We start from the raw sequence: 21,274 nt of genomic DNA on the forward strand, positions 1-21,274 counted from the left end.
TTCGGCAGCTCCTACACAGATTCATGTAGGAGCTGCCGAAGGCTGCGATCTTTTGCTTTTGCTTTCAAAACATTTCCAAAAGGCAAAAAAAAGCCACCGGAGAGGGTGGCTAAAAGGGAAGACCGATAAGGAGAGGAAACCGGTCAGGGTTGAGGCTGGGCGGGCTGCCGGGGCAATCCCAATCAATTGAGCTGACCACTTCGCGGTGCGGGGAGCGGCGAAGTTTGGCAGCGAATGCGCGGATTATCCGCAGCCGATCCCGGGCAGTGAAATCAACTCTGACTATGCTGCTAATAGGCGATGCAGTGCGTCGCAATGAAGCGGGGGCAATCAGGTTGGGGCATTTGCCGCACAGGAATGGTGCGGCGCCTGCGGCGTGAATATCCAACCGATTGAAATCAAAGCGTTTATGCCGATGGCACGGGCCTTGCGAAGGCCTGTATGTCCGGGTGACAAGGAGTACGGCATGATCCGCACCTATTTTGATGAGATGTACGATGCCGGCGGCCAGGTTCGCCCGCATTATCGGGAGTTCGCCCGATGGCTGGCCGACACGCCTGACGAGCTGCTGGCCCAACGGCGACGCGAGGCCGATCTGCTGTTCCATCGCGCCGGGATTACTTTCACGCTCTATGGGGACGAGCAGGGCACCGAGCGCCTGATTCCTTTCGACACCATTCCGCGCAGCATCCCCGCCAGCGAGTGGCGGATCGTCGAGCGCGGCTGCATCCAGCGGGTCAAGGCGTTGAATATGTTCCTCGCCGACCTTTATCACGAGCAGCGCATCATCAAGGCCGGGATCATTCCTGCCGAACAGGTACTGGCCAACGAGCAATATCAGTTGGCGATGCAAGGCCTGGATCTGCACCGCGATATCTATTCGCACATCTCCGGAGTCGATCTGGTGCGCGATGGCGACGGCACGTATTACGTGCTCGAAGACAACCTGCGCACGCCGAGCGGCGTCAGCTACATGCTCGAAGATCGCAAAATGATGATGCGTTTGTTCCCGGAGTTGTTCGCCGCGCAACGCATCGCCCCGATCGATCACTACCCGAACCTGCTGCTCGACACGCTGAAAAGCTCCAGCCCGATTGATGATCCGAGTGTGGTCGTGCTGACGCCGGGGCGCTTCAACAGTGCGTTCTTCGAACACGCGTTTCTTGCGCGGGAAATGGGTGTTGAATTGGTCGAAGGCGCGGATCTGTTCGTGCGTGACGACAAAGTCTTCATGCGCACCACCGACGGCCCGAAAGCGGTGGATGTGATTTACCGCCGCCTCGACGACGCTTTCCTCGATCCATTGGCGTTCAACCCGGACTCAATGCTCGGCGTGCCGGGGCTGCTGTCGTCCTATCGCTCCGGCAACGTCGTGTTGGCCAACGCCATCGGCACCGGCGTGGCGGACGACAAATCGGTGTATCCGTTTGTCACCGACATGATCCGTTTCTACCTCGACGAAGAACCGATCCTGAAAAACGTGCCGACCTGGCAATGCCGCAACCCGTCTGAACTTTCCCACGTGCTGGCCAATCTTCCAGATCTGGTGGTAAAGGAAACCCAAGGCTCCGGCGGTTACGGAATGCTGGTGGGGCCGGCGTCGACGAAAGCGGAAATCGATGCTTTCCGCGAACGCATCAAGGCCAAACCCCACGCGTACATCGCGCAACCGACGTTGTCGCTGTCGACCTGTCCGACCTTTGTCGAAAACGGCATTGCGCCGCGCCATATCGATTTGCGTCCATTTGTCTTGTCCGGTCGTGAAACCCGCGTGGTGCCCGGCGGTTTGACCCGTGTGGCGCTGCGCGAAGGCTCGCTGGTGGTGAATTCATCACAGGGCGGCGGAACCAAGGACACCTGGGTGGTCGAGGATTGAAGGAAGCTTGCCATGTTAAGTAGAACTGCCTCGGATCTGTATTGGATGTCGCGTTACCTGGAGCGGGCGGAAAACCTCGCGCGGATGCTCGATATCAGTTATTCGCTTTCACTGATGCCGCAGGACGGACGCGGCGACGGTTTGCATGAGCTGGCGATGCCGCTGTTGATCACCGGCACCCTTGAGGATTATCTGGAGCGTCACGGCGCATTGCATGCCGAACGGCTGCTGCACTTTTTCGCCCTCGATGCGGCCAACCCGGCAAGCATTTACAGCTGCCTCGGCGCCGCACGGGCCAGTGCCCATGCAGTGCGTGGACGGATCACGGCGGACATGTGGGAGAACATCAACTCGACGTGGCTGGAGATTCGCGGGATCGCCGAGCAGGGCCTCAGTCGCTATGGCATGAGCCGTTTCTGCGAGTGGATCAAGGAGCGTTCGCACCTGTTTCGTGGCGCGTCCTACGGCACGATCATGCGTAACGATGCGTTTCGGTTTATTCGCCTCGGCACGTTTATCGAGCGCGCGGACAACACCCTGCGCTTGCTTGATGCCCGCTACGAAATGGCCGGCGATCAAGCCGAAGCGGTCAGCGACGGCACGGCCCACGCCTACTACCAGTGGAGTGCATTGCTGCGTGCGCTGTCGTCGTTCGAGGCCTACACCGAAATCTATCGCGACGCGCCCGGCGCCCGGCACGTCGCCGAGTTGCTGCTGCTGCGCGCCGATGTACCGCGTTCGCTGCGCGCCTGCACCGAAGAAATCGACCAGATTCTCGCGCAACTGCCCGGTGCCAACGGTCGTCCCGCGCAACGCTTGGCCGCCGAGATGGACGCGCGCCTGCGCTACACCGGCATCAACGAAATCCTCGAGGAAGGCCTGCACGCCTGGCTGACCGAATTCATCCCGCTGGTGCGCCAGTTGGGCAACGCCATTCACAGTTCCTACCTGGAGGCTGCATGAGACTTTCCATAAGCCACGAAACCACCTATCACTACGAAGATAAGGTGCGGGCGAGCATCCAGTACCTGCGGCTGACCCCCCACGACAGCGAGCGTCAACATGTGCTGAGCTGGCAACTCGACCTGCCGCGCCCGGTGCGCGCGCAACTCGATCCGTTCGGCAACATCCTGCATGTGCTGACCATGGACGAGCCGCACGAAGCGATCATCATTGGCGCGCGCGGGCAGGTCGATATTGATGAATTGCGCGAGGCGGAACATGAGAGCCAGTCGGCGCTGCCGTTTCTGCGCTTTACCCGGTTGACCGAGGCCGATGAGGCGCTGCGAGCGTTCGCGGAAAGATCCTGCAAGCAGCGGCGCGATCGCACCGCGCTGATCGATTTGATGCACGGTTTGAATCAGCACATGACCTACACGCCGGGCTCCACCGAAGTCGACACCAGCGCCGCCGAAGCCTTCGCCGGACGCGCCGGGGTTTGTCAGGATCACACCCACGCTTTTCTGGCCTGCGCGCGCAGCCTGGGCGTGCCGTCGCGTTACGTGTCGGGGTATTTGTACAGCGAGGATTGCGAACATCTGGCCAGCCACGCCTGGGCGGAAGCGTGGCTGGATGACGCGTGGTACAGCTTTGACGTGACCAACGAACTGGCGCGGCCGGAGCGACATCTGAAACTGGCGGTGGGCCTCGATTACCTCGACGCCTGCCCGGTACGCGGTATGCGCCGGGGCGGCGGCTGCGAGCAGATGCACGCGAAAGTGTTCGTCTCACCGACCCCGGTCATTTCCGTGCAACAACAATAACTGGCATCACACCAAACTCTGTGGGAGCGAGCTTGCTCGCGAAAGCGATTTATCAGCCAGCAATGCAGTGACTGACACGCCGCTTTCGCGAGCAAGCTCGCTCCCACAGGGGATTGATATCAGGGTTTAATTTTGCGTCCGGCCATGTGCTTGAGATACCCCACCAGCAAATCCAAATCCCCCTCCGGCAACACCTCCGCCGAAAACCCCGGCATCTTCGCCTGCGGCCACTGGCGCAAACTCTGCGGATCACGAATGTAGCGCTTCAAGAAATCCGCCCCAAAATACTCCGTCGGACTGTACGGAATATTCAGATCCGGCCCAAACTGCGCATCCCCCGCACCGTTCAATCGGTGACAGGCCAAGCAATTCTTCTGAAACAACGCAAAACCCAGATTCACCGGATCATCTTTCTTCAACGCCGGATCCGGCAGGAGGGCAGGGAAGCGTTCGGCCACCGGCGCCATGCGCTTGATGCTCGCCACTTCAAACGGCCACTGCTCGGGGCTGATATTGCCGGCCTGCGGATCCGTCCACACCAGGTAAAACGGCCCGGCGCTGTGCTTGTCCTTCGACAACGGCGGCCACGGATGGGCCGGGTCTTCAATCGCCAGCCACGCGCGCGCCCCTTCACGATTGAGCAACGGCGCCGCCGCCAACTCTGCGGCAAAACCGTCCAGCGCTACCGCTTGCAGATGATCTTCAGCCTTTATTCCCGTCAACAACGCCGCCACAGGCACGGCGCGATAGAGCATGTCCTTCTTATAGGACACATCGTTTTTGATGGTGATGTTTTGCACCTGAGGATGCTTGAGCAATTCCTCGGTCTGCCAGGTGCGGCTGTGCTCGCCCAGTTGCAAATCCAACTGTGCGGCAGACAGAGGCATGCTCAGCAGCATGGCCCCGAGTACGAAGAGCGCTTTCAAATGATCGCCGTCCATGTCGTGGAAGTGCGCAAAGGTTGGCACAGCCACGCTGGCCCGGGTAGCGGGCCAGTCACATTTTCAGTGGCGATAGATAAACCCGTCGCTCGATTCAGCCGATGACCTTGGTCAGATTCGGCAAAATCAACAACAGCGTCGTGGCGAAAAGAATGAGCCCTGCTTGACGAACTTTCGGTTGTTTGAACATGGCTTGACCGCCTTTATTGTTATTTCCTGATGCCTGCCTGCATATCCATGACGGCAAGCGCTGCACTTCCTGTTGAAGGACGCCGGCCTCGGCAAAACCCGACGACTCTGACGTACATGTACTACCTTAGGGCCCGCGTCACGCTTGGCTTAGATCCATTTCATATGGAGTTGCTGCCAACGGCGATTAAAAAGGCATGAGGCGTATTGCCAGCTTCTGCGCCGCCCGCTTGCTAGACAACTCCGTGACCTGAACCGGTTCACCCGACGGCCAATGACCGTCCGTCTGAGCGTGTCCGTCAACCGCATTGAGCACTGTGGTCATTGAATCCGTGGCCGTCCGGGACAAGAGTGCAAGCACAAGAAATCACTCACCGCACAGGTTCGAGGACGTCATGACCCAAGCTTTGATTTTCGATGCGCTACGCACGCCACGCGGCAAAGGCAAGGCCGACGGCGCCTTGCACAGCGTCAAACCGGTGAATCTGGTAGCGGGGCTGCTGACCGCGCTGCAACAACGTACTTCGCTGGACACCAGCCAGGTCGATGACGTGGTGCTTGGTTGTGTCACGCCGATTGGCGATCAAGGCTCGGACATCGCCAAAACCGCCGTGCAAGTGGCTGATTGGGACGTCAGCGTGGCGGGGGTGCAAATCAACCGCTTCTGCGCGTCCGGGCTTGAGGCAGTGAACCTCGGCGCGATGAAAGTGCGCTCGGGTTTTGAAGACCTGGTGGTGGTCGGTGGCGTCGAGTCGATGTCGCGCGTGCCGATGGGCAGCGATGGTGGTGCGTGGGCACTGGATCCGCAGACCAACTTGCACAGCCACTTCACCCCCCAAGGCGTCGGTGCCGATTTGATCGCCACGCTCGAAGGTTTCAGCCGTCACGACGTCGATGCCTACGCGCTGCACTCGCAACAGAAAGCCGCGCGGGCCCGGGCCGATGGCTCGTTCAACAGGTCGCTGGTGCCGGTGCAGGATCAGAGCGGCATCATCCTGCTCGATCACGATGAATTCATTCGTGCTGAATCGACGCTGGAAGGGCTCGGCAAGCTCAAGCCGAGTTTTGAAATGATCGGGCAAATGGGTTTCGACGCGACGGCGCTGCGGGTCTACAGCCACGTTGAACGGATCAATCATGTGCACACACCCGGCAACAGTTCCGGGATCGTCGACGGTGCGGCGTTGATGCTGATCGGCTCCGAAGCCAAGGGCCGCGCGTTGGGCCTGCAACCGCGGGCGCGAATTGTCGCCACGGCGGTCACCAGCACCGACCCGACCATCATGCTCACCGGCCCGGCGCCGGCTACGCGCAAGGCTTTGGCCAAGGCCGGGCTGCGCGTGGAAGACATCGACCTGTTCGAGGTCAACGAAGCGTTTGCTTCGGTGGTGCTGAAGTTCATCAAAGACATGGCCGTCGACCCGGACAAGGTCAACGTCAACGGCGGCTCCATCGCCATGGGCCATCCACTGGGCGCCACCGGTTGCGCGATCCTCGGCACCTTGCTCGATGAACTGGAAGCGCGGCACCTGCGCTATGGCCTGGCGACGCTGTGCGTCGGCGGCGGCATGGGCATTGCCACCATCATCGAACGTCTCTGAGCCCCCGAATTCAAGGAACCTTGTTATGAGCGAAGCCATTCGTTACGAAAAAGGTCAGGACGGCATCGTCGTGCTGACCATCGACATGCCGGGCCAGAGCGCCAACACCATGAACGCCGTGTACCGCGAGGCGATGGCCGCGTGCGTGGCCCGTCTGGTGGCAGAAAAAGACAGCCTTGCCGGCGTCATCGTCACCTCGGCGAAGAAAACCTTCTTTGCCGGCGGCGACCTCAACGAACTGATCAAAGTCGGCAAGCCTGAAGCCAAAGCTTTCTACGACATGGTGCTGACCCTCAAAGGCCAATTGCGCACCCTGGAAACCCTCGGCAAACCGGTGGTTGCAGCGATCAACGGCGCGGCGTTGGGCGGCGGCTGGGAAATCTGTCTCGCCTGCCATCATCGCGTGGCGCTGGACGACGCCTCGGTGCAACTCGGCCTGCCGGAAGTGACGCTGGGCCTGCTGCCGGGCGGCGGCGGGGTGGTGCGCATGGTGCGCATGCTCGGGATCGAGAAGGCGCTGCCGTATCTGCTCGAAGGCAAAAAAGTGCGTCCGCAACAGGCGTTGCAGGCCGGTTTGATCGATGAGCTGGCGGCGGATCGCGATGAACTGTTGGCCAAGGCGCGCGCGTGGATTGTTGCCAATCCAACGGCAGTGCAGCGTTGGGATGTGAAGGGTTATCAGATTCCTGGCGGTACGCCGTCGAACCCGAAAGTCGCGCAGATGCTGGCGATTGCACCGTCGATCCTGCGCACGAAAACCCAAGGCACACTGCCGGCGCCGGAGAAGATTCTGTGTGCGGCGGTGGAAGGCGCTCAGGTCGATTTCGATACCGCGCACCTGATCGAAACCCGCTACTTCACCGAACTCACCACCGGGCAGATTTCGAAAAACCTGATCGGCACGTTCTGGTTTCAGCTCAACGAGATCAATGCCGGCGGTTCGCGGCCGCGGGGTTTTGCACCTTATAAGACGCAGAAGGTCGGCGTGCTCGGTGCCGGGATGATGGGCGCGGGGATCGCGTTTGTCAGTGCTTCGGCGGGTATCGACGTGGTACTCAAGGACATCAACCTTGCAGCTGCCGAGAAAGGCAAAGCGCACTCGGCCGCGTTGCTCGACAAAAAAGTTGCCCGTGGCCAGATGAATGCAGCCCAGCGCGATGAAGTGCTGGCGCGGATCAAACCCTCTGAAAGCGATGCCGATCTGGCCGGTTGCGACCTGATCATCGAAGCGGTGTTTGAGGATCGCGAGCTCAAGGCCAAGGTTTCTGTGGCTGCGCAAAAAGTCGTGGGCGCCGACGCCGTTATTGCCTCCAACACGTCGACCTTGCCGATTACTGGCCTTGCCAGTGCCGTACCGGATCAAAGCAAATTCATCGGCCTGCATTTCTTCAGTCCGGTGGAAAAAATGCCCCTGGTGGAAATCATCAAAGGCGCGCAAACCAGCGACGAAACCCTCGCGCGCGGCTTCGATTTCGTTCTGCAAATCAAGAAAACCCCGATCGTGGTCAACGACAGTCGCGGTTTCTTCACCTCGCGGGTTTTCGGCACCTTCACCAACGAAGGCATCGCCATGCTTGGTGAGGGCGTCAGTGCGCCGATGATCGAGACTGAAGCACGCAAGGCCGGGATGCCGGTCGGGCCTCTGGCGATCTCCGACGAAGTTTCCCTCAGCCTGATGAGCCATATCCGCAAGCAAACGGCCAAAGACCTACAGGCAGAAGGGAAACCGCTGATTGAGCACCCGGCCTTCGCCGTGATTGACTTGCTGCTCAACGAATACAAACGTCCGGGCAAGGCGGCTGGCGGTGGTTTTTATGAATACCCGGCCGGTGGCCAGAAGCATTTGTGGCCGGAACTGAAAACGCGCTTCGAGAAAGCCGACGGGCAGATTTCCCCGAAGGATGTGCGTGATCGCTTGCTGTTCGTGCAAGCCATTGAAACCGTGCGTTGCGTGGAGGAGGGCGTGCTGACCTCGACGGCGGACGCCAACATCGGCTCGATCTTCGGCATCGGTTTTGCGGCGTGGACGGGCGGTGCGTTGCAGTTCATCAATCAGTACGGGGTGAAGGATTTCATCGCTCGCGCGCAGTATCTGGCCGAACAGTACGGCGAGCGTTTCGCCCCGCCGGCGTTGCTGCTGGATAAAGCGGCGAAAGGTGAAATGTTCTAAGGGGGCGAGCATTCCGGGGCTTGCCTTGTCAGGGTGTTTCAAGGCAGGCTCTGGGGTGTTCATTATTCCCATCACGTGTCAGGTATTTTTTATGTCGCTACGCATCTGCATTCTGGAAACCGACATCCTGCGTCCCGAATTGGTCGATCAATATCAGGGTTACGGGCAGATGTTTCAGCGCCTGTTCTCGCAGCAACCGATTGCCGCCGAGTTCACCGTCTACAACGTGATGCAGGGCGAATACCCAAGCGACGAGCAGACCTTTGACGCGTACCTGGTCACCGGCAGCAAGGCCGATTCATTCGGTACCGACCCGTGGATTGAAACGCTGAGGGAATACCTGCTGAGCCGTTACGAGCGTGGCGACAAACTGCTCGGCGTGTGCTTCGGCCATCAACTGTTGGCGCTGCTGCTGGGCGGCAAGAGCGAGCGTGCGACGCAGGGCTGGGGCGTTGGCACCCACAACTACAAACTCGCGGCCAAGGCGCCGTGGATGAGCCCGGTGCGTGAAGAACTGACGTTGCTGATCAGCCATCAGGATCAGGTGACGTCGTTACCGGAAAACGCCACCGTCATCGCCTCGAGCGATTTCTGCCCGTTTGCCGCGTACCACATCAACGATCAAGTGCTGTGCTTCCAGGGCCATCCCGAGTTCATCCACGATTACTCGCGGGCGCTGCTGGATTTGCGTCAGGAAGCGCTGGGTTCGCAGATTTACAGCAAAGGTGTGGCCAGCCTGGAGCAGGAACACCACGGCGCGACGGTTGCGGAATGGATGATGCGGTTTGTGGCGCACAAGCCTGAGGTCGCTTAACAGCAGATCAAAAGATCGCCGCCTTCGGCAGCTCCTACGCTGAGACCCTGTAGGAGCTGCCGAAGGCTGCGATCTTTTGCTTTTCTACAACCACCCAGACTTCTTGAAGCTCGCCCACAAACTCACACACCCCACCGCAATAAACCCCAGCACCCCGAAGTAACCGTAATGCCAACTCAGCTCCGGCATGTTCTGAAAGTTCATCCCGTAAATCCCCGCCACCGCCGTCGGGAACGCCAGAATCGCCGCCCACGCAGCGAACTTGCGCTGCACCACGCTCTGCCGTGACGCCTCCAGCAACACACCGATCTCGATAGTCTGGCTGGCAATGTCGGCCAGCGTGCTGAGGTCTTCCATCTGCCGCGTTACGTGAATCTGCACATCACGGAAGTACGGGCGCATGTTCTTGTCGATAAACGGGAAGCTGAGCTTCTGCAGTTCCTCGCCGATCTCCACCATCGGTGCCGCATAGCGACGCAGGCGCACGACATCACGACGCAAGCCGTGCAGCTTCTGGATATCACGCTCATTCAATGCGCTGCACAGCACGTTGCGCTCCAGCTCATCGATCTCGGCATGGATCGCTTCACCGACCGGTTGGTAGTTCTCGATGACGAAATCGAGGAGCGCATAGAGTACGAAATCTTCCCCATGCTCCAGCAACAGCGGACGCGCCTCACAGCGTTGGCGCACATGTGCGTAGGACGCCGAGTGACCGTTACGCGCGGTGATGATGTAGCCCTTGCCGGCGAAGATGTGCGTTTCGATGAATTGCAGCACGCCGTTTTCACGGATCGGCGAGTAGGTGACGATAAACAAAGCGTCGCCAAAGGTTTCCAGCTTCGGCCGGCTGTGTTTTTCCAGCGCATCTTCAATCGCCAGCTCGTGCAGATTGAACTGGCGTTGCAGGTTGGACAGCTCCTGAGCGTCCGGCTCTTCGAGGCCGATCCAGACAAAGTGGCCGGTTTTCGCGGCCCAGGCGGCTCCCTCGTCGAGGGAAATATTGGTGACTTTCTTACCGGCGCTGTACACAGCAGCAGCAACAACTCGACCCATGGTGGTGATTCACTTCTTCTTGGCAGGTGGCAGGAATACAAGGCTTCAGCTTAGCCGTGTCGCTACTTGAGAGTCAGTGAAATCTGCACCGTTCATTCGGCAAAAGAAAACCCGCACAAGGCGGGTTCGGTTTCAGGCGGCTTGCAACTGCCGATCCATTGATTCGATGCATTCGCGCATCTGCTCGCGGCATTGCTCTATGAGCTTAGGCATGTCCTCCATGGTCAATCCGGCTGTAGGAATCGCCGGCAGCGAGCGTATGAGAATTTCCCCACTGTTCCAGCGGTTCAGACGCATGTGCTTGATGTAACTGCTGACACACACCGGCACGATCGGCACACCAGCGGCAATCGCCATCTGAAACGCGCCTTTCTTGAACGGCAGCAACTCTTCGCCGAGGTTGCGCGTGCCTTCCGGGAATACCCAGATCGAGGTGTTTTTGTTTTGCAGCGTGTTGGTGGTGGTAAGCATCGACTGGCGCGCCTTGTGCGCATTGCCACGGTCGATCAACACGTTGCCGGCGAGCCAGAACAACTGCCCGAATAACGGCACCCACTTCAGGCTCTTCTTGCCAATGCACACCGTGCGGTAGGGCACAACGTTACCGAACACAAACAGATCGTAGTTGGACTGATGGTTGGCGATGATCACGCAACTGGCAGGTTTGTTCATCAAACCGCTGACGTCGGTTTTCACTCGCAGGCGCAAGATGCACATGGCCGGCAATGCATAGAGGCGCGCACACAGACGGCTGTTGTCCGGATTGAACGGACGACATATGCCGAGGATCACCCCAAGCACGCCAGCCAGAATAAAGTGCAGGCTCATCAATAACATACGAAACACGAACAGCATTTTCAGGCCCCACCGGCGCAAAAGGTGGCGCAGTGTACGGATGTGCACTGTGTTCGGCAATTGCCACTATAGAGTCCGGAGATAGGCGATGTTTAAGCGCATGTTTCCGAATTGCTTGTCAGACCCGTCCTAGAGCAGCCACGGCGTTTTCAACCGAGCGCGCAAGAAAAAGCCCGACACGCGGGTCGGGCTTTTCTTCGACGCAGGATACGGGGGTTAACCCAGATGCTCCTGATCCTGAACAATCGCGTTGTCCAGGGTTTCCAGCAGCGCTTTGCGCACCTTCAGCTTGGTGTTCTTGTGCGCGAGCATGTTGATCTTCTTCAACTGACGCGCGGCGGCAAGGGCGGCACCTTGCAGCTCTTCGGCAGAAACCACTTTGTCGAGGAAACCGGCGTCCACCGCGCTTTTCGGGTCGAACATCTCGCCATTAATCACCGACCGGTGGAATGCCGAGCGACGCAGACGATCACGCGCCAACTCGATACCGGCGTGGTGCATGGTCATGCCGATCTGCACTTCGTTCAGACCAATGCTGAAAGGGCCGTCAACACCGATGCGGTAGTCGGCCGACAACAGCAGGAATGCACCCTTGGCCACGGCGTGACCCGGGCAAGCGACGATCACCGGGAACGGGTGAGAAAGCAGACGACGGGCGAGGGTGGAACCAGCGGTCACCAGCGCCACGGCTTCTTTAGGGCCGGCGGTCATCACTTTCAGATCGTAGCCGCCCGACAGAATCCCCGGCTGACCGGTAATGATCACGATGGCACGATCAGTCACCGCCTGATCCAGCGCCGCGTTAAACGCCGCAATCACGTCCGGGGAAATGGCATTGACCTTGCCGTTGCTCAAGGTCAGGGTCGCGATGCCGTCTTCGAGGTGGTAGGCAATCAACTCACTCATGACGCGATTCCTTGTAAGAAAGATGAGCAGACGTTACCCACCACCGCAGGCCAGGTAAAGCGCCGTGACTGACCCGCCGGTCACCGAATCCCGGCTGATCCAGCGCCGCACGCCATTCTGCTTCTATATAGAAGGGCCGCGCCCACCGAAGATTGGCCGGTTTGCCATGGGCCGTCGGCAGGGCAAACGGCTTTTTCTCTTAAGCGCATGAAAATCTTAAAAAAAAGTTTGCCATCGGAAAAGCTTTCGACTACATTAGCGCGCCTCGACAGACAGAACATGTTTGAAGAGATACGGTGAAGTGTCCGAGTGGCTTAAGGAGCACGCCTGGAAAGTGTGTATACAGGAAACTGTATCGAGAGTTCGAATCTCTCCTTCACCGCCACATTCAGTACACAAAACCCCTGATTTCGAAAGAAGTCAGGGGTTTTGTGGTTTCAGGCGTCTGGAATTTATTGGACAGCGGATTTGATTTCGAGATCAGTAGGCCGACTGGCACCGCCGTGAAGTTGCGCTGCTCACTGATCGGACGTTTGTGCCTGGTAGATTTCGATATTGCCGTGTTTTACCTGTTGATACACGGTGTATGGCAATACCAACGTATCTGTCACACCGGAGACTGCCAGATCTATCAAAACCAGCGGGGCTGAAGGGCGACCCTTCCAGGATTTTATCGGCAGATCGGGTGCGTGCAGGATGCAGAAGTCGTAGCCGACGCCGCTGTAAATTCGGGAAATCGAATCGCAGTAGGTTTGGCGTTTTTTTAGATCATTTCCGGCGACGGTGTCTTCCTGCACGACACTGCTGATCGTGCCGCAGCCAGTAACGGCTAGCGCTGAAAGCAGCAAGGCGATGGTTTTTATTGTCATGCTCGCAATCCTTGGCAATGAGATGAGGTTGCCAGATTAGCGTGTTTGATTGGGGTAGGCCATTCGTCGGGCATCGGTCGATCTGAACCAAAGGTCCAGTAATGACCGGCTAGTCTCAAAAGCCTTGGAGGTCGATATTTTTTCAGGCAAAAAAGTTTTGCCGGTGTCGATCCGCATCGCAGGGGCGAAGGTATGACAGAACCGTATATCGAAGACGATGGCGCCGAGTTTCCGTTTAACAACTGCGTTCGTTGTGGCCAGACCGAGTATCAGTCTGGTTTCGGCGAGGATCCGGTTCACACCGGCAAGATCAAGTCCACGGTGCCGAAAGGGCCGAAAGCGAAGTTTTTACCCAAGGTCACGGCACGCGCCCGAAAATGATTCTCCGCCAACCAACCCCGTCTAAGAACGGGGTTTTTTATGCTCAGAGATTTGATTTCGGACTAGACCTACAGACGGTCGTCAGGATCTGTGTTTCTTTCACAAACTTTTCACGTTCGCTTAAGTAGGGTGAAGCCATCCGTTAGAAAGCAAGTCTCCAGCCCGTCTCCCCAGCGGGCTTTTTTTTGCCCGTCATAAAACCTTTTCTGAAATCACTGTCCAATCGGCGCCCATTGCGCGGATGCGTCCGTTTTTATCTGGACTTTGCCGCTGTGACGGCATTCAATCGCGCCCCTTTTTGTTTCTCTGTCTTTGAGGTTTTCGTCATGCGTTTAACACTGCCCGCTCTGGTTCTCGGCCTTCTGTTCGCTCAAGGAGCAATGGCTGCCGGCGACGGCACCGCTGCATTGGGCGGCGGTCTGGGTGGCGCGCTGGGTAATGTCGTCGGTCAGAAAATGGGCGGCAGCACCGGTGCAGCGATTGGTGCAGGTGTAGCGGGCGCGGCCGGTAGCGCAGTGGCTGCACGCAAAGGCAGCCGGACGAAAGCGGCCATTGGTGGCGGTGTTGGCGCGGCGGGCGGTTCGGTAATCGGTAACAGCCTGGGCGGCCGAAATGGCGCCACCATCGGTGCTGGTCTGGGCGGCGCGGCGGGCGGTGCCGTCGGCAGCAACTTGGCCAAAGGCCACAAGCGTCACTGAGATTGATCGCTTGCAGACAAAGCCCGGCTCGATGCCGGGCTTTTTCATGGCTGAACGTTTTTCCCGCAAACCTCTCCAATCTCACATAGGCCCCCGCTGGGGCGAACTGTCCCGATTCGGGAACTGTGAGGTACACATGCGATTGTCATTATCTGCACTGTTTTTCGGATTGCTCGTGGCGCAAGGCGCAATGGCAGCCGGCGATGGCTCGGCCGCCGTGGGCGGTGGGCTCGGTGGCGTGCTGGGCAACGTGGTCGGTGGACAACTCGGCGGCAGCACCGGTGCGGCAGTCGGCGCAGGTGTCGGCGGCGCGGCCGGCGGTGCGGTTGGAGCGAATAAAAACAATCGCACCGAAGCTGCCATCGGCGGTGGCCTCGGCGCGGCGGGTGGCTCGGTGATTGGTAATAGCGTCGGCGGATCAACCGGTTCGGCTGTCGGTGCAGGATTGGGCGGCGCGGCGGGTGGCGCGGTCGGTAACAACCTCGGTGACGACGGCGGATCCCACTCCGGTGGGGGTCACAAGCACAAGAACAAACACAAGAACCGCCATCATTGATTGATGGAATGGTTTAGCGAGAGCCCGGCTATTTGCCGGGTTTTTCGTATTTGCCGGTCAGATGCTGGAACGATTGGCTGTAGGACTTTTCGAACGTCTACACTCCGCGGAAATGATGAGGTTCGCCATGACTCCTGAAACTGAAGGCAAGGAAGAGAAAGGCTCTAGTGGGCTGCCGTTTATCAATGATCCGGGGAATGAGGATCCGGGATCGCTGATGGATGATGCGACGGTGCCGCTGAATGATTCGGATGAGGCGGATATGGAGTATGAAGAGGATGAGGATGAGCAGTGACTGCTCTGCGAGTCGAACCTGATATTGCGTTGAGCTCTATAGGGCCTAGGATTTTAGGCCCTTTGGTTCTGGAAACTAGTTAACGACCATAAGGTTGATAGCAGCTAAGGCTTGTAGAAGGATGAATGGACGTTGACGAACAGATTTTTACCTGTGCTCAGTTGATTCAGATTTACTGAGGATGTAAAGATTGTCCGAGGCTGACATCTTCTCTATTCGACCAAGTGCGATGTATTCGTTAAATTCGTTCTCAACTATTTTTTGGTCACAGTATTTTTTATATTTCAATGGTCTATCACTAGCGTAAATGTATAGCCGCCACACATCGAAGCCGTCGATTCTGTCATTTGATCCGTAATCGAAATCCACTGATTCCGAAGGGAAGTGAATAGCGCATCCGATACCGTGGAGCTCGTATTCAACTCCATTTGTTATTTCTCCACAGCGTTCGATTTGTTTGCTCCGCCAAAGTCTTAAAATATTGCGGGTGCCAAATTTTTTACGTAATAGCTCCGTGCCGTAGTCTACTTTCGAAAGAAAGTCGGTAATTAGCTCTTCAAGCGACGTGTCGGTATTTTTCATCTTCTTCTGTGATGCTCCAGTCGGTCGTGCCCTACATTTTCAGCAGATTCGATTACTTCTTCGATAGTGTTAAGGGTGCCCTTGTGTTCTCTGATGTTGGTGATCAATTGCATAGTTATCGGCGTTGCTGTTTGTCTTGCAGCTGCTGCACGGTGGTGTCCATCCAGAATATAAAGGGTGCCTTGATATTCCGCTACGTCTATGGGAAAGCTACTGTCGTATCCATCAGCTCGCATTTTTTTTCCTAAATCTTCGACCCGTTTAGTTGATCCTTTTCCCGAGATTGCATGTGTACGCTTCAATGGTTTTGGGTCAACACCATGGATCAAACTTGGTAATTGCGGGTCGCCTTCGCCTACCTTAGCCTCACCAATCCCCCCCGGCACCTCACACCCAGGCCTATTAGGCGGCGGACAATTGGAGTTCAACCCCAACGGATCCACCCACCCAATCGGATTCGGCGTGTACTGGTACTGATTCAACCCACCCGCCAGCTTCACCGGATCCGGCGTCAGATACCGTCCCAGCCGCGGGTCGTAATACCGATGTCGGTTGTAATGCAGCCCACTCTCCGCATCGAAATACTGCCCCTGAAACCGCAGCGGCTGATCCAGATACTCATCAGCCGCCAACGTCACCGCCGCGACTTTCCCGTAAGCGTCGTATTGCGCCGACCAGACGATTTCCCCGCTGTAATCCGTTAGCTCCAACGGCGTGCCAAGGTGGTCGTTCTGGTAGTAAAACGGGCAGGCCTTTTTCGGGCCTTTACCGTCGAGCAGCGCTAATGGGCGGAAGGTGCCGGGTTCGTAGACGTAGCTGCGGTATTCGGTATCGCTGCTTTCGGCGACGAGGTTGTCGCCTTGCCAGAAGAATTCAGTGGTGGCACTGTCGACGGTTTTGCTGATGCGCCGGCCGAAGGCGTCGTATTGATAAGACGCGGTTTTCCCGTCAGGGCGAGTCAGGCCAATCAGGCGGTGCTGGCAGTCGTAGCGGTATTCGGTGACAAGTTTGTGCGCTGTGCCGCGACGTTCGCGGATCAGGTTGCCGAAGGCGTCGTAGTCGTAGTGACGATCGCCCTGCATCAGCAGGCGGTTGCCTTTGATCTGGCTCGGGCCGGGGCGATCCTGCATGAGCAGGTTGCCAGCGGGATCGTGGGCGTAGGTTTCCGGGAGTTCGTCGCGGGAGTGGCGGACGCGGATCAAACGGTCGAGGGTGTCGTAGCCGTAGGTGCGTTGGCCGTGGCGAGTGTCGGCGATGTACGACAGATTGCCGTTGGCGCTGTAGGCATAATCGCGGCGATACATCGAATCGCGTTTATGGCCCACGGCATGGGCGAGCAGTCGGCCCTGTTCGTCGTAGGAGTATTCGCTGAGCAGCAGGCCTTGCTCGCGTTGTTGTTCGCGACCGGACTGGTAGACGTGGCGGGTGAGTGGGGCGCCGTTGAGGTCGATGCCGGCGAGGGCGCCACCCTTGGCGTGTTGATAGTCGAGTTTGCTGTTGTCCGGCAAACGCATGCTTTTGAGCTGACCGCAGGCGTCGTAGGCATAGCGCAGAGTGCCCCAGCCCTGATGCTCGGTGATCAGCCGATCCTGGCGGTCGTATTCGAAGGCCAGCGGATGGTTCTGGCCATCATCGACGCTAGTCAGGCGCCCTAACGGGTCGTACTGATAACTGACCTTCACCCCATCCGGCAGGGTTTTCACCAGCAGGCGTCCGGCGCCATCGCGCTTATAAGCGGTGACTAGCCGAGAGTCGTCATCACCGAACTCGGTCTTTTCCAGCAGGTGACCGTTGAGGTCATACACGTAAGCAGTTCGGCGCCCATCGAAACCAGTTTCCTGTCGGATTAATCCGGTCGGTGTGTAGTCCAGCCGATATTTCTCACCTGATTCGTTCTCGATTTCCGTGAGCAGCAGTTGGGCATGGTCGTAGCGGTATTGAATCCGCGTGCCGTCGTGGTTAATGCGACGGGAGACCAGATGCAGGTCATCGTCGTACTCATACCGGGTGACATGCCCCAGCTCATCACGCTCGGCGGTGACTTGCCCGTAAGCGCCGTAGCTATATGCACGCGTGGCACCCGTAGGAAAAGTCGTCTGAACCAGTCGGCCAACGGCGTCCCACAGCTGTCGGGTAACGGCGCCATGCTGATCAACCGTGGTCGTCCGCCGTCCCAAAGCATCGTAGGAAAAACGCCGTACACCACCCTCAGGCAACGTCTCTTCAACCAGTTGGCCGAGGTCATTCCAGGCCAGCAGATGACGGCTGGTGTCCGGATACCGGATCGACACCAGTTGCCCACGCACGCTGTAGTAGTAATGAGTGACCTGTCCGTCAGGATCGACGGCCTCGGTGATGTCGCCCTCGGCATTGCGCCGATAAATCCAAACCGTATCGCCGCGCGAACGCCGATGCAGAAAACCGTTGCGATACTCGTAGGACGTTGGCGCATCCGCCGCAGGAATCAGCGCAACCAGCCGTCCGACATCGTCATAGCGGTACTCGGTGACAGAACCCAAAGCATCCTGTTCAGCGACCAACCGTCCCTGATCGTCGTACGCCTTGAGTTGCTCACCGCCATCGGCCTCAACCTTGCGCACCAGTCGCGCGCGGTCGTCGTGGACGTAAACCTCTTCGGTGCCATCGACGTAATGCACCGCCACACTGCCGTCGTCGCTCCAGACATAACGCGTGTCCATTTGCGAAAACGACGCCCAGTGCCGTACGCAACGCGCAGCCTTGCCAGCCCGTTCCCATTCCCAGAAAAAACTCGCGCCACCGGTCAGCTGTCGCTGCAGGATGACGTGCGCATCGTCGTAGTCGTAGCGCTCGCTTTCATCTAATGCATTGGTTGCCGCCAACAAGCGCTGGCGCGCGTCGTGGCAATAGCGAACGAGAATTTGCTCCGTCGCCCATTCAGCGTTTTGCAAACTTTGGTAATCGATCGCGATCAATTGCGCGCGGTCGTAACGCAGCAACAACGAGCGACCGGCACCGTTATCCAGTCGCTGAACCCTGTCAGACCGATCGCGATGCACCGTCAGACGATTGCCATAGGCATCGCTGATCGACGTCAGACGCCCGGCCCGAAAGTGGTAAAACCGCGCCGTTTCCCCAGCCAGCGCTAGGATCAATTCCTCCGGTTCATCCCCGAGAAAAATTGCTGCCCGCGACAAACTGTTGTGAATAGAAGGCCGCTCAACATTCGGCAGCGGAAACCGTGTGCGCCGATTCTCGTGATCGACCCAAACTACCGTGTCGCCATCAAATTCCAGCCGATGCGCCAGCGAATGGCTCCAGCCAAACCCCAGGCCGACATCGATTTCCACCGCACTCGTGCGATACAACCGGGTGAATTCAAACGGCAACACGCCATCAAGCACGCCATCAGTCAGCGTCAGCAGTTCCTCACCCGTGACCATCGACACCGGACAGCCGTTGGTGCAGGTACGCGGTACACAATCAGCGCTGTCCCCATTGGGATTTTTCGCCTGATCCGAAGCGTCATCGTGAGGCTCATGACGCTCCATACGCGTATTGCCATGTGCCTTGTCCCGTGCAATCGGCGCCGGGTTTGGCACCGTCAACACCACTTCATCTGCCTGCCGAATGTTCAGCGGAATCGACGGCGTCGGTTTCAACTGCACTTCACGCGCACTCAGCATCAACGGTCTCAGCGTGCTCGCATGTTGGGTCAGCTCCGGCGCAGAGGTCAGCTCAGCCAGGCGCAACGCCGAGGCCGCCAGCCATTCCCGCGCTCGCGGCGATTTGATCTTTGCCAGCACTTTGCTGCTCAAGCGCAGCGGCACGCCGACGCCACCCGACACGCGCATCAGCAGGAAACTGATCAACAGTTCGACGCGCACCTCAGCCACGACTTCGGCCAAATACTGCGGCGGCAGCATCTTCAGCCAACTGGTGAACGCGGCCAGATGAATGAACATCAGCGGCTCATCGCTGAGCATCAGCAGTGCATTGGCAATCGCGTCGCTGGAGGTTTGCAGCAGGGCTTCAAGCTCGGCGGCGCTGAGGTATTCCAGGAGCTTTTCGCTGTTGGCCTGCAGATCGGCGAGGAGGGCGAACAGTTGCTTGATGTCATCCCAGACACCGTTCAGCGCTTTCTCGAAGCCGCGCCAATCCGCCCGTTGCAACTGCCGGTAACGGTCAGAAAATCCGGCGTTGGAGAACTCCGCCCATAACGGCTGAAAACCTGTCCACTCGGCACGCAACCAGCGTTCGAGGTCACCGAGAATGCTTTCGTAGGAGTCATACAACTCACGAACATGCGCAGTGGAAACATCGGGAAAGAAGGTGATGCGATAACGCTGGCCCCGATCGCAATCGGTCACCTGCAATATCCCGCTCGGGCCGATCGTATGGCGCAGCGCTTCGCCGAAGGTCAGGACACCGCCGACGTCGCCAATCACCGGTTCGAGCGTCACCGGGGTGTTGCCGATCGGTACGAAGCGGGCGGCTTCGAACATGTGTACCAGGGTCAAAGATCCGCTGGCGGGGCACATGACTACGGATGAGCTGATCGGTTTGCGGGATTTGATCGGGGCGCTGAGGCGTACGTCGTTGCCGACGGTAAACACCTGCTCGACATCCAGCGCTGTGCCCGTCCAGTACTGTTCGGCCCAGGCCTCGTAATTATTGAGGCACAGGCGAAATTCGCCGATCAGGGTTTCGAAATCCGGGTGATCCGGGTTCAGTGCGGCAACTATCAGCAGGCCAATGCTGTTGTTCAGGGCCAGTAGCCGATCGGGTTGAAACATTCGCAGTCGCTCGCGCACATCAAGGAGGAGCACGGACTTTGCGGGGGATCAGTAAGGAAAGAAGTCGGCCAAGTAGGTGATGCCTGTAGGACGTTTCGCTAAATATTCGCGAGTAGTTCATCGGCGCAACAGACATTGCCCGTTGCTCAATGTCTGTCGCGCTCGTTATGCTGCTGAACCCTTTAATCAGATCCGAGCAGCGGCGCGATGCCGCCTGGGATGTCTTTGAAAACGGATCCGATGATGAATGCAGCGCTGAAGGCGTTCGGCCCGATCAAGGCCGTGATTTTCGATATGGACGGTTTGTTGCTCGACACCGAAGGCATTTACACCGAGGTCACGTCGCTGATTGCCCAGCGCTACGGGCGCACCTTCGACTGGAGCGTCAAACAGAACATCATCGGTCGCGGTGCCAACGATCTGGCCAATTACGTGGTGCAGGCGCTGGATCTGCCGATCACCGCCGAAGAGTTCTTGGAGATCCGCGAGCCGTTGATGCGTGAGCGTTTCCCGAAAGCGCAGGCGATGCCGGGTGCCGAGGAACTGATTCGTCACCTCAAGGCGCACAACATTCCGATCGCCGTGGGCACCAGTTCATCGCGTCAGTCGTTTGGCCAGAAAACCACGCTGCACCAAGAATGGTTTGCGCTGTTCGACTTCATTGTTACCGCCGACGATCCGGAAGTCGGCGCGGCGAAACCGGCACCGGATATTTTCCTCACCGCCGCGCGACGTCTGGGCGTCGCGCCTGAGGATTGTCTGGTGTTCGAGGATTCACCGTTTGGCGTGACCGCAGCGAAAGCCGCCGGCATGACCGCGATTGCGATTCCGGACGCCGCCATGGCTGATGAAAAGTACGCACACGCGGACGGGATTCTTCGTACGTTGAAAGCCTTCACCCCGAGTGCTTGCGGTTTGCCGGCGCTGGAATGGGCGTAAACGCTTGA

General features: G+C 58.3%; 20 protein-coding genes and 1 tRNA gene. 14 read left to right on the forward strand and 7 right to left on the reverse strand.

Features of this window, described 5'->3' with window-relative positions; all coding sequences use genetic code 11:
• The 4 genes from AD669_RS28650 to AD669_RS02655 all read left to right on the forward strand — a co-directional run.
• A partial coding sequence (locus AD669_RS28650; protein ID WP_218187424.1) for a hypothetical protein occupies nucleotides 1–190 on the forward strand: 190 nt, incomplete at its 5' end.
• Between the two features lie 276 nt (nucleotides 191–466).
• A complete protein-coding gene (locus tag AD669_RS02645) occupies nucleotides 467–1,876 on the forward strand; it encodes a circularly permuted type 2 ATP-grasp protein (protein WP_007914061.1) in 1,410 nt (469 codons plus the stop codon).
• A gap of 12 nt (nucleotides 1,877–1,888) precedes the next feature.
• Complete coding sequence (locus AD669_RS02650) at nucleotides 1,889–2,839, forward strand: alpha-E domain-containing protein (protein ID WP_053116841.1); 951 nt, start codon at nucleotides 1,889–1,891, stop codon at nucleotides 2,837–2,839.
• On the forward strand, nucleotides 2,836–3,639 hold the full coding sequence (locus tag AD669_RS02655; RefSeq protein ID WP_053116842.1) for a transglutaminase family protein: 804 nt from the start codon (nucleotides 2,836–2,838) through the stop codon (nucleotides 3,637–3,639). The genes AD669_RS02650 and AD669_RS02655 overlap by 4 nt, the downstream gene beginning before the upstream one ends.
• A gap of 119 nt (nucleotides 3,640–3,758) precedes the next feature.
• Here the strand turns inward: AD669_RS02655 and AD669_RS02660 are convergent, their stop codons facing one another.
• Entirely contained in the window at nucleotides 3,759–4,580 is an 822-nt protein-coding gene (locus tag AD669_RS02660) for a cytochrome c (protein ID WP_053116843.1), read from the reverse strand.
• Nucleotides 4,581–5,164: 584 nt separating this feature from the next.
• On the opposite strand from AD669_RS02660, the gene AD669_RS02665 reads away from it, so the two are divergent.
• The 3 genes from AD669_RS02665 (at nucleotide 5,165) to AD669_RS02675 (ending at nucleotide 9,354) form a co-directional block, all read left to right on the forward strand.
• Nucleotides 5,165–6,370: an acetyl-CoA C-acetyltransferase gene (locus AD669_RS02665; RefSeq protein WP_053116844.1), complete on the forward strand. Its 1,206-nt coding sequence runs from the start codon at nucleotides 5,165–5,167 to the stop codon at nucleotides 6,368–6,370.
• A gap of 25 nt (nucleotides 6,371–6,395) precedes the next feature.
• On the forward strand, nucleotides 6,396–8,540 hold the full coding sequence (locus AD669_RS02670; protein ID WP_053116845.1) for a 3-hydroxyacyl-CoA dehydrogenase NAD-binding domain-containing protein: 2,145 nt from the start codon (nucleotides 6,396–6,398) through the stop codon (nucleotides 8,538–8,540).
• Between the two features lie 91 nt (nucleotides 8,541–8,631).
• On the forward strand, nucleotides 8,632–9,354 hold the full coding sequence (locus tag AD669_RS02675; protein ID WP_053116846.1) for an amidotransferase: 723 nt from the start codon (nucleotides 8,632–8,634) through the stop codon (nucleotides 9,352–9,354).
• 84 nt (nucleotides 9,355–9,438) lie between these two features.
• Here the strand turns inward: AD669_RS02675 and AD669_RS02680 are convergent, their stop codons facing one another.
• The 3 genes from AD669_RS02680 to AD669_RS02690 form a co-directional block, all read right to left on the reverse strand.
• The gene (locus tag AD669_RS02680; RefSeq protein ID WP_053116847.1) at nucleotides 9,439–10,410 is read right to left on the reverse strand and encodes a magnesium and cobalt transport protein CorA; all 972 of its coding nucleotides are present in this window, start codon (nucleotides 10,408–10,410) and stop codon (nucleotides 9,439–9,441) included.
• Between the two features lie 132 nt (nucleotides 10,411–10,542).
• Nucleotides 10,543–11,265, reverse strand: a complete 723-nt coding sequence (locus tag AD669_RS02685) for a 1-acylglycerol-3-phosphate O-acyltransferase (RefSeq protein WP_053116848.1) — start codon at nucleotides 11,263–11,265, stop codon at nucleotides 10,543–10,545.
• A 216-nt stretch (nucleotides 11,266–11,481) separates the two neighbouring features.
• Nucleotides 11,482–12,171, reverse strand: coding sequence for a crotonase/enoyl-CoA hydratase family protein (locus tag AD669_RS02690; protein ID WP_053116849.1), 690 nt, complete (start codon nucleotides 12,169–12,171; stop codon nucleotides 11,482–11,484).
• 64 nt (nucleotides 12,172–12,235) lie between these two features.
• Here AD669_RS02690 and AD669_RS28405 point away from each other — a divergent pair, with 64 nt between their 5' ends.
• Together AD669_RS28405 and AD669_RS02695 are read left to right on the forward strand one after the other, a co-directional pair.
• On the forward strand, nucleotides 12,236–12,382 hold the full coding sequence (locus AD669_RS28405) for a hypothetical protein (protein ID WP_156316123.1): 147 nt from the start codon (nucleotides 12,236–12,238) through the stop codon (nucleotides 12,380–12,382).
• Between the two features lie 84 nt (nucleotides 12,383–12,466).
• Nucleotides 12,467–12,556: transfer RNA gene (locus tag AD669_RS02695), tRNA-Ser, on the forward strand.
• A 133-nt stretch (nucleotides 12,557–12,689) separates the two neighbouring features.
• Here AD669_RS02695 and AD669_RS02700 read toward each other — a convergent pair.
• On the reverse strand, nucleotides 12,690–13,040 hold the full coding sequence (locus tag AD669_RS02700) for a YceK/YidQ family lipoprotein (RefSeq protein ID WP_053116850.1): 351 nt from the start codon (nucleotides 13,038–13,040) through the stop codon (nucleotides 12,690–12,692).
• A 192-nt stretch (nucleotides 13,041–13,232) separates the two neighbouring features.
• Between AD669_RS02700 and AD669_RS02705 the strand changes: the two genes are divergently transcribed.
• The 4 genes from AD669_RS02705 (at nucleotide 13,233) to AD669_RS28535 (ending at nucleotide 14,970) form a co-directional block, all read left to right on the forward strand.
• Nucleotides 13,233–13,421: a hypothetical protein gene (locus tag AD669_RS02705; protein ID WP_053116851.1), complete on the forward strand. Its 189-nt coding sequence runs from the start codon at nucleotides 13,233–13,235 to the stop codon at nucleotides 13,419–13,421.
• Nucleotides 13,422–13,747: 326 nt separating this feature from the next.
• Nucleotides 13,748–14,119 (forward strand): hypothetical protein, encoded by a 372-nt coding sequence (locus AD669_RS02710; protein WP_053116852.1) that lies wholly within the window; start codon nucleotides 13,748–13,750, stop codon nucleotides 14,117–14,119.
• 136 nt (nucleotides 14,120–14,255) lie between these two features.
• Nucleotides 14,256–14,675: a YMGG-like glycine zipper-containing protein gene (locus tag AD669_RS02715; RefSeq protein ID WP_053116853.1), complete on the forward strand. Its 420-nt coding sequence runs from the start codon at nucleotides 14,256–14,258 to the stop codon at nucleotides 14,673–14,675.
• A gap of 127 nt (nucleotides 14,676–14,802) precedes the next feature.
• Nucleotides 14,803–14,970, forward strand: a complete 168-nt coding sequence (locus tag AD669_RS28535) for a hypothetical protein (RefSeq protein WP_007914082.1) — start codon at nucleotides 14,803–14,805, stop codon at nucleotides 14,968–14,970.
• Nucleotides 14,971–15,117: 147 nt separating this feature from the next.
• Here AD669_RS28535 and AD669_RS02725 read toward each other — a convergent pair whose 3' ends face one another.
• Together AD669_RS02725 and AD669_RS02730 are read right to left on the reverse strand one after the other, a co-directional pair.
• Nucleotides 15,118–15,552 carry a hypothetical protein gene (locus AD669_RS02725; RefSeq protein ID WP_053116855.1) on the reverse strand — a complete coding sequence of 145 codons (435 nt, stop codon included), beginning with the start codon at nucleotides 15,550–15,552 and terminating at the stop codon, nucleotides 15,118–15,120.
• Nucleotides 15,549–20,327, reverse strand: a complete 4,779-nt coding sequence (locus tag AD669_RS02730; protein ID WP_082341379.1) for an RHS repeat-associated core domain-containing protein — start codon at nucleotides 20,325–20,327, stop codon at nucleotides 15,549–15,551. Before AD669_RS02730 ends, AD669_RS02725 begins: the two co-directional genes overlap by 4 nt.
• A 243-nt stretch (nucleotides 20,328–20,570) precedes the next feature.
• Here AD669_RS02730 and AD669_RS02735 point away from each other — a divergent pair, with 243 nt between their 5' ends.
• Nucleotides 20,571–21,266, forward strand: a complete 696-nt coding sequence (locus AD669_RS02735; RefSeq protein ID WP_053116856.1) for an HAD-IA family hydrolase — start codon at nucleotides 20,571–20,573, stop codon at nucleotides 21,264–21,266.
• Nucleotides 21,267–21,274 lie beyond the last annotated feature (8 nt).

It is taken from the genome of Pseudomonas sp. P1.31 (assembly GCF_001269815.1).
Lineage (GTDB): Bacteria > Pseudomonadota > Gammaproteobacteria > Pseudomonadales > Pseudomonadaceae > Aquipseudomonas > Aquipseudomonas rustica.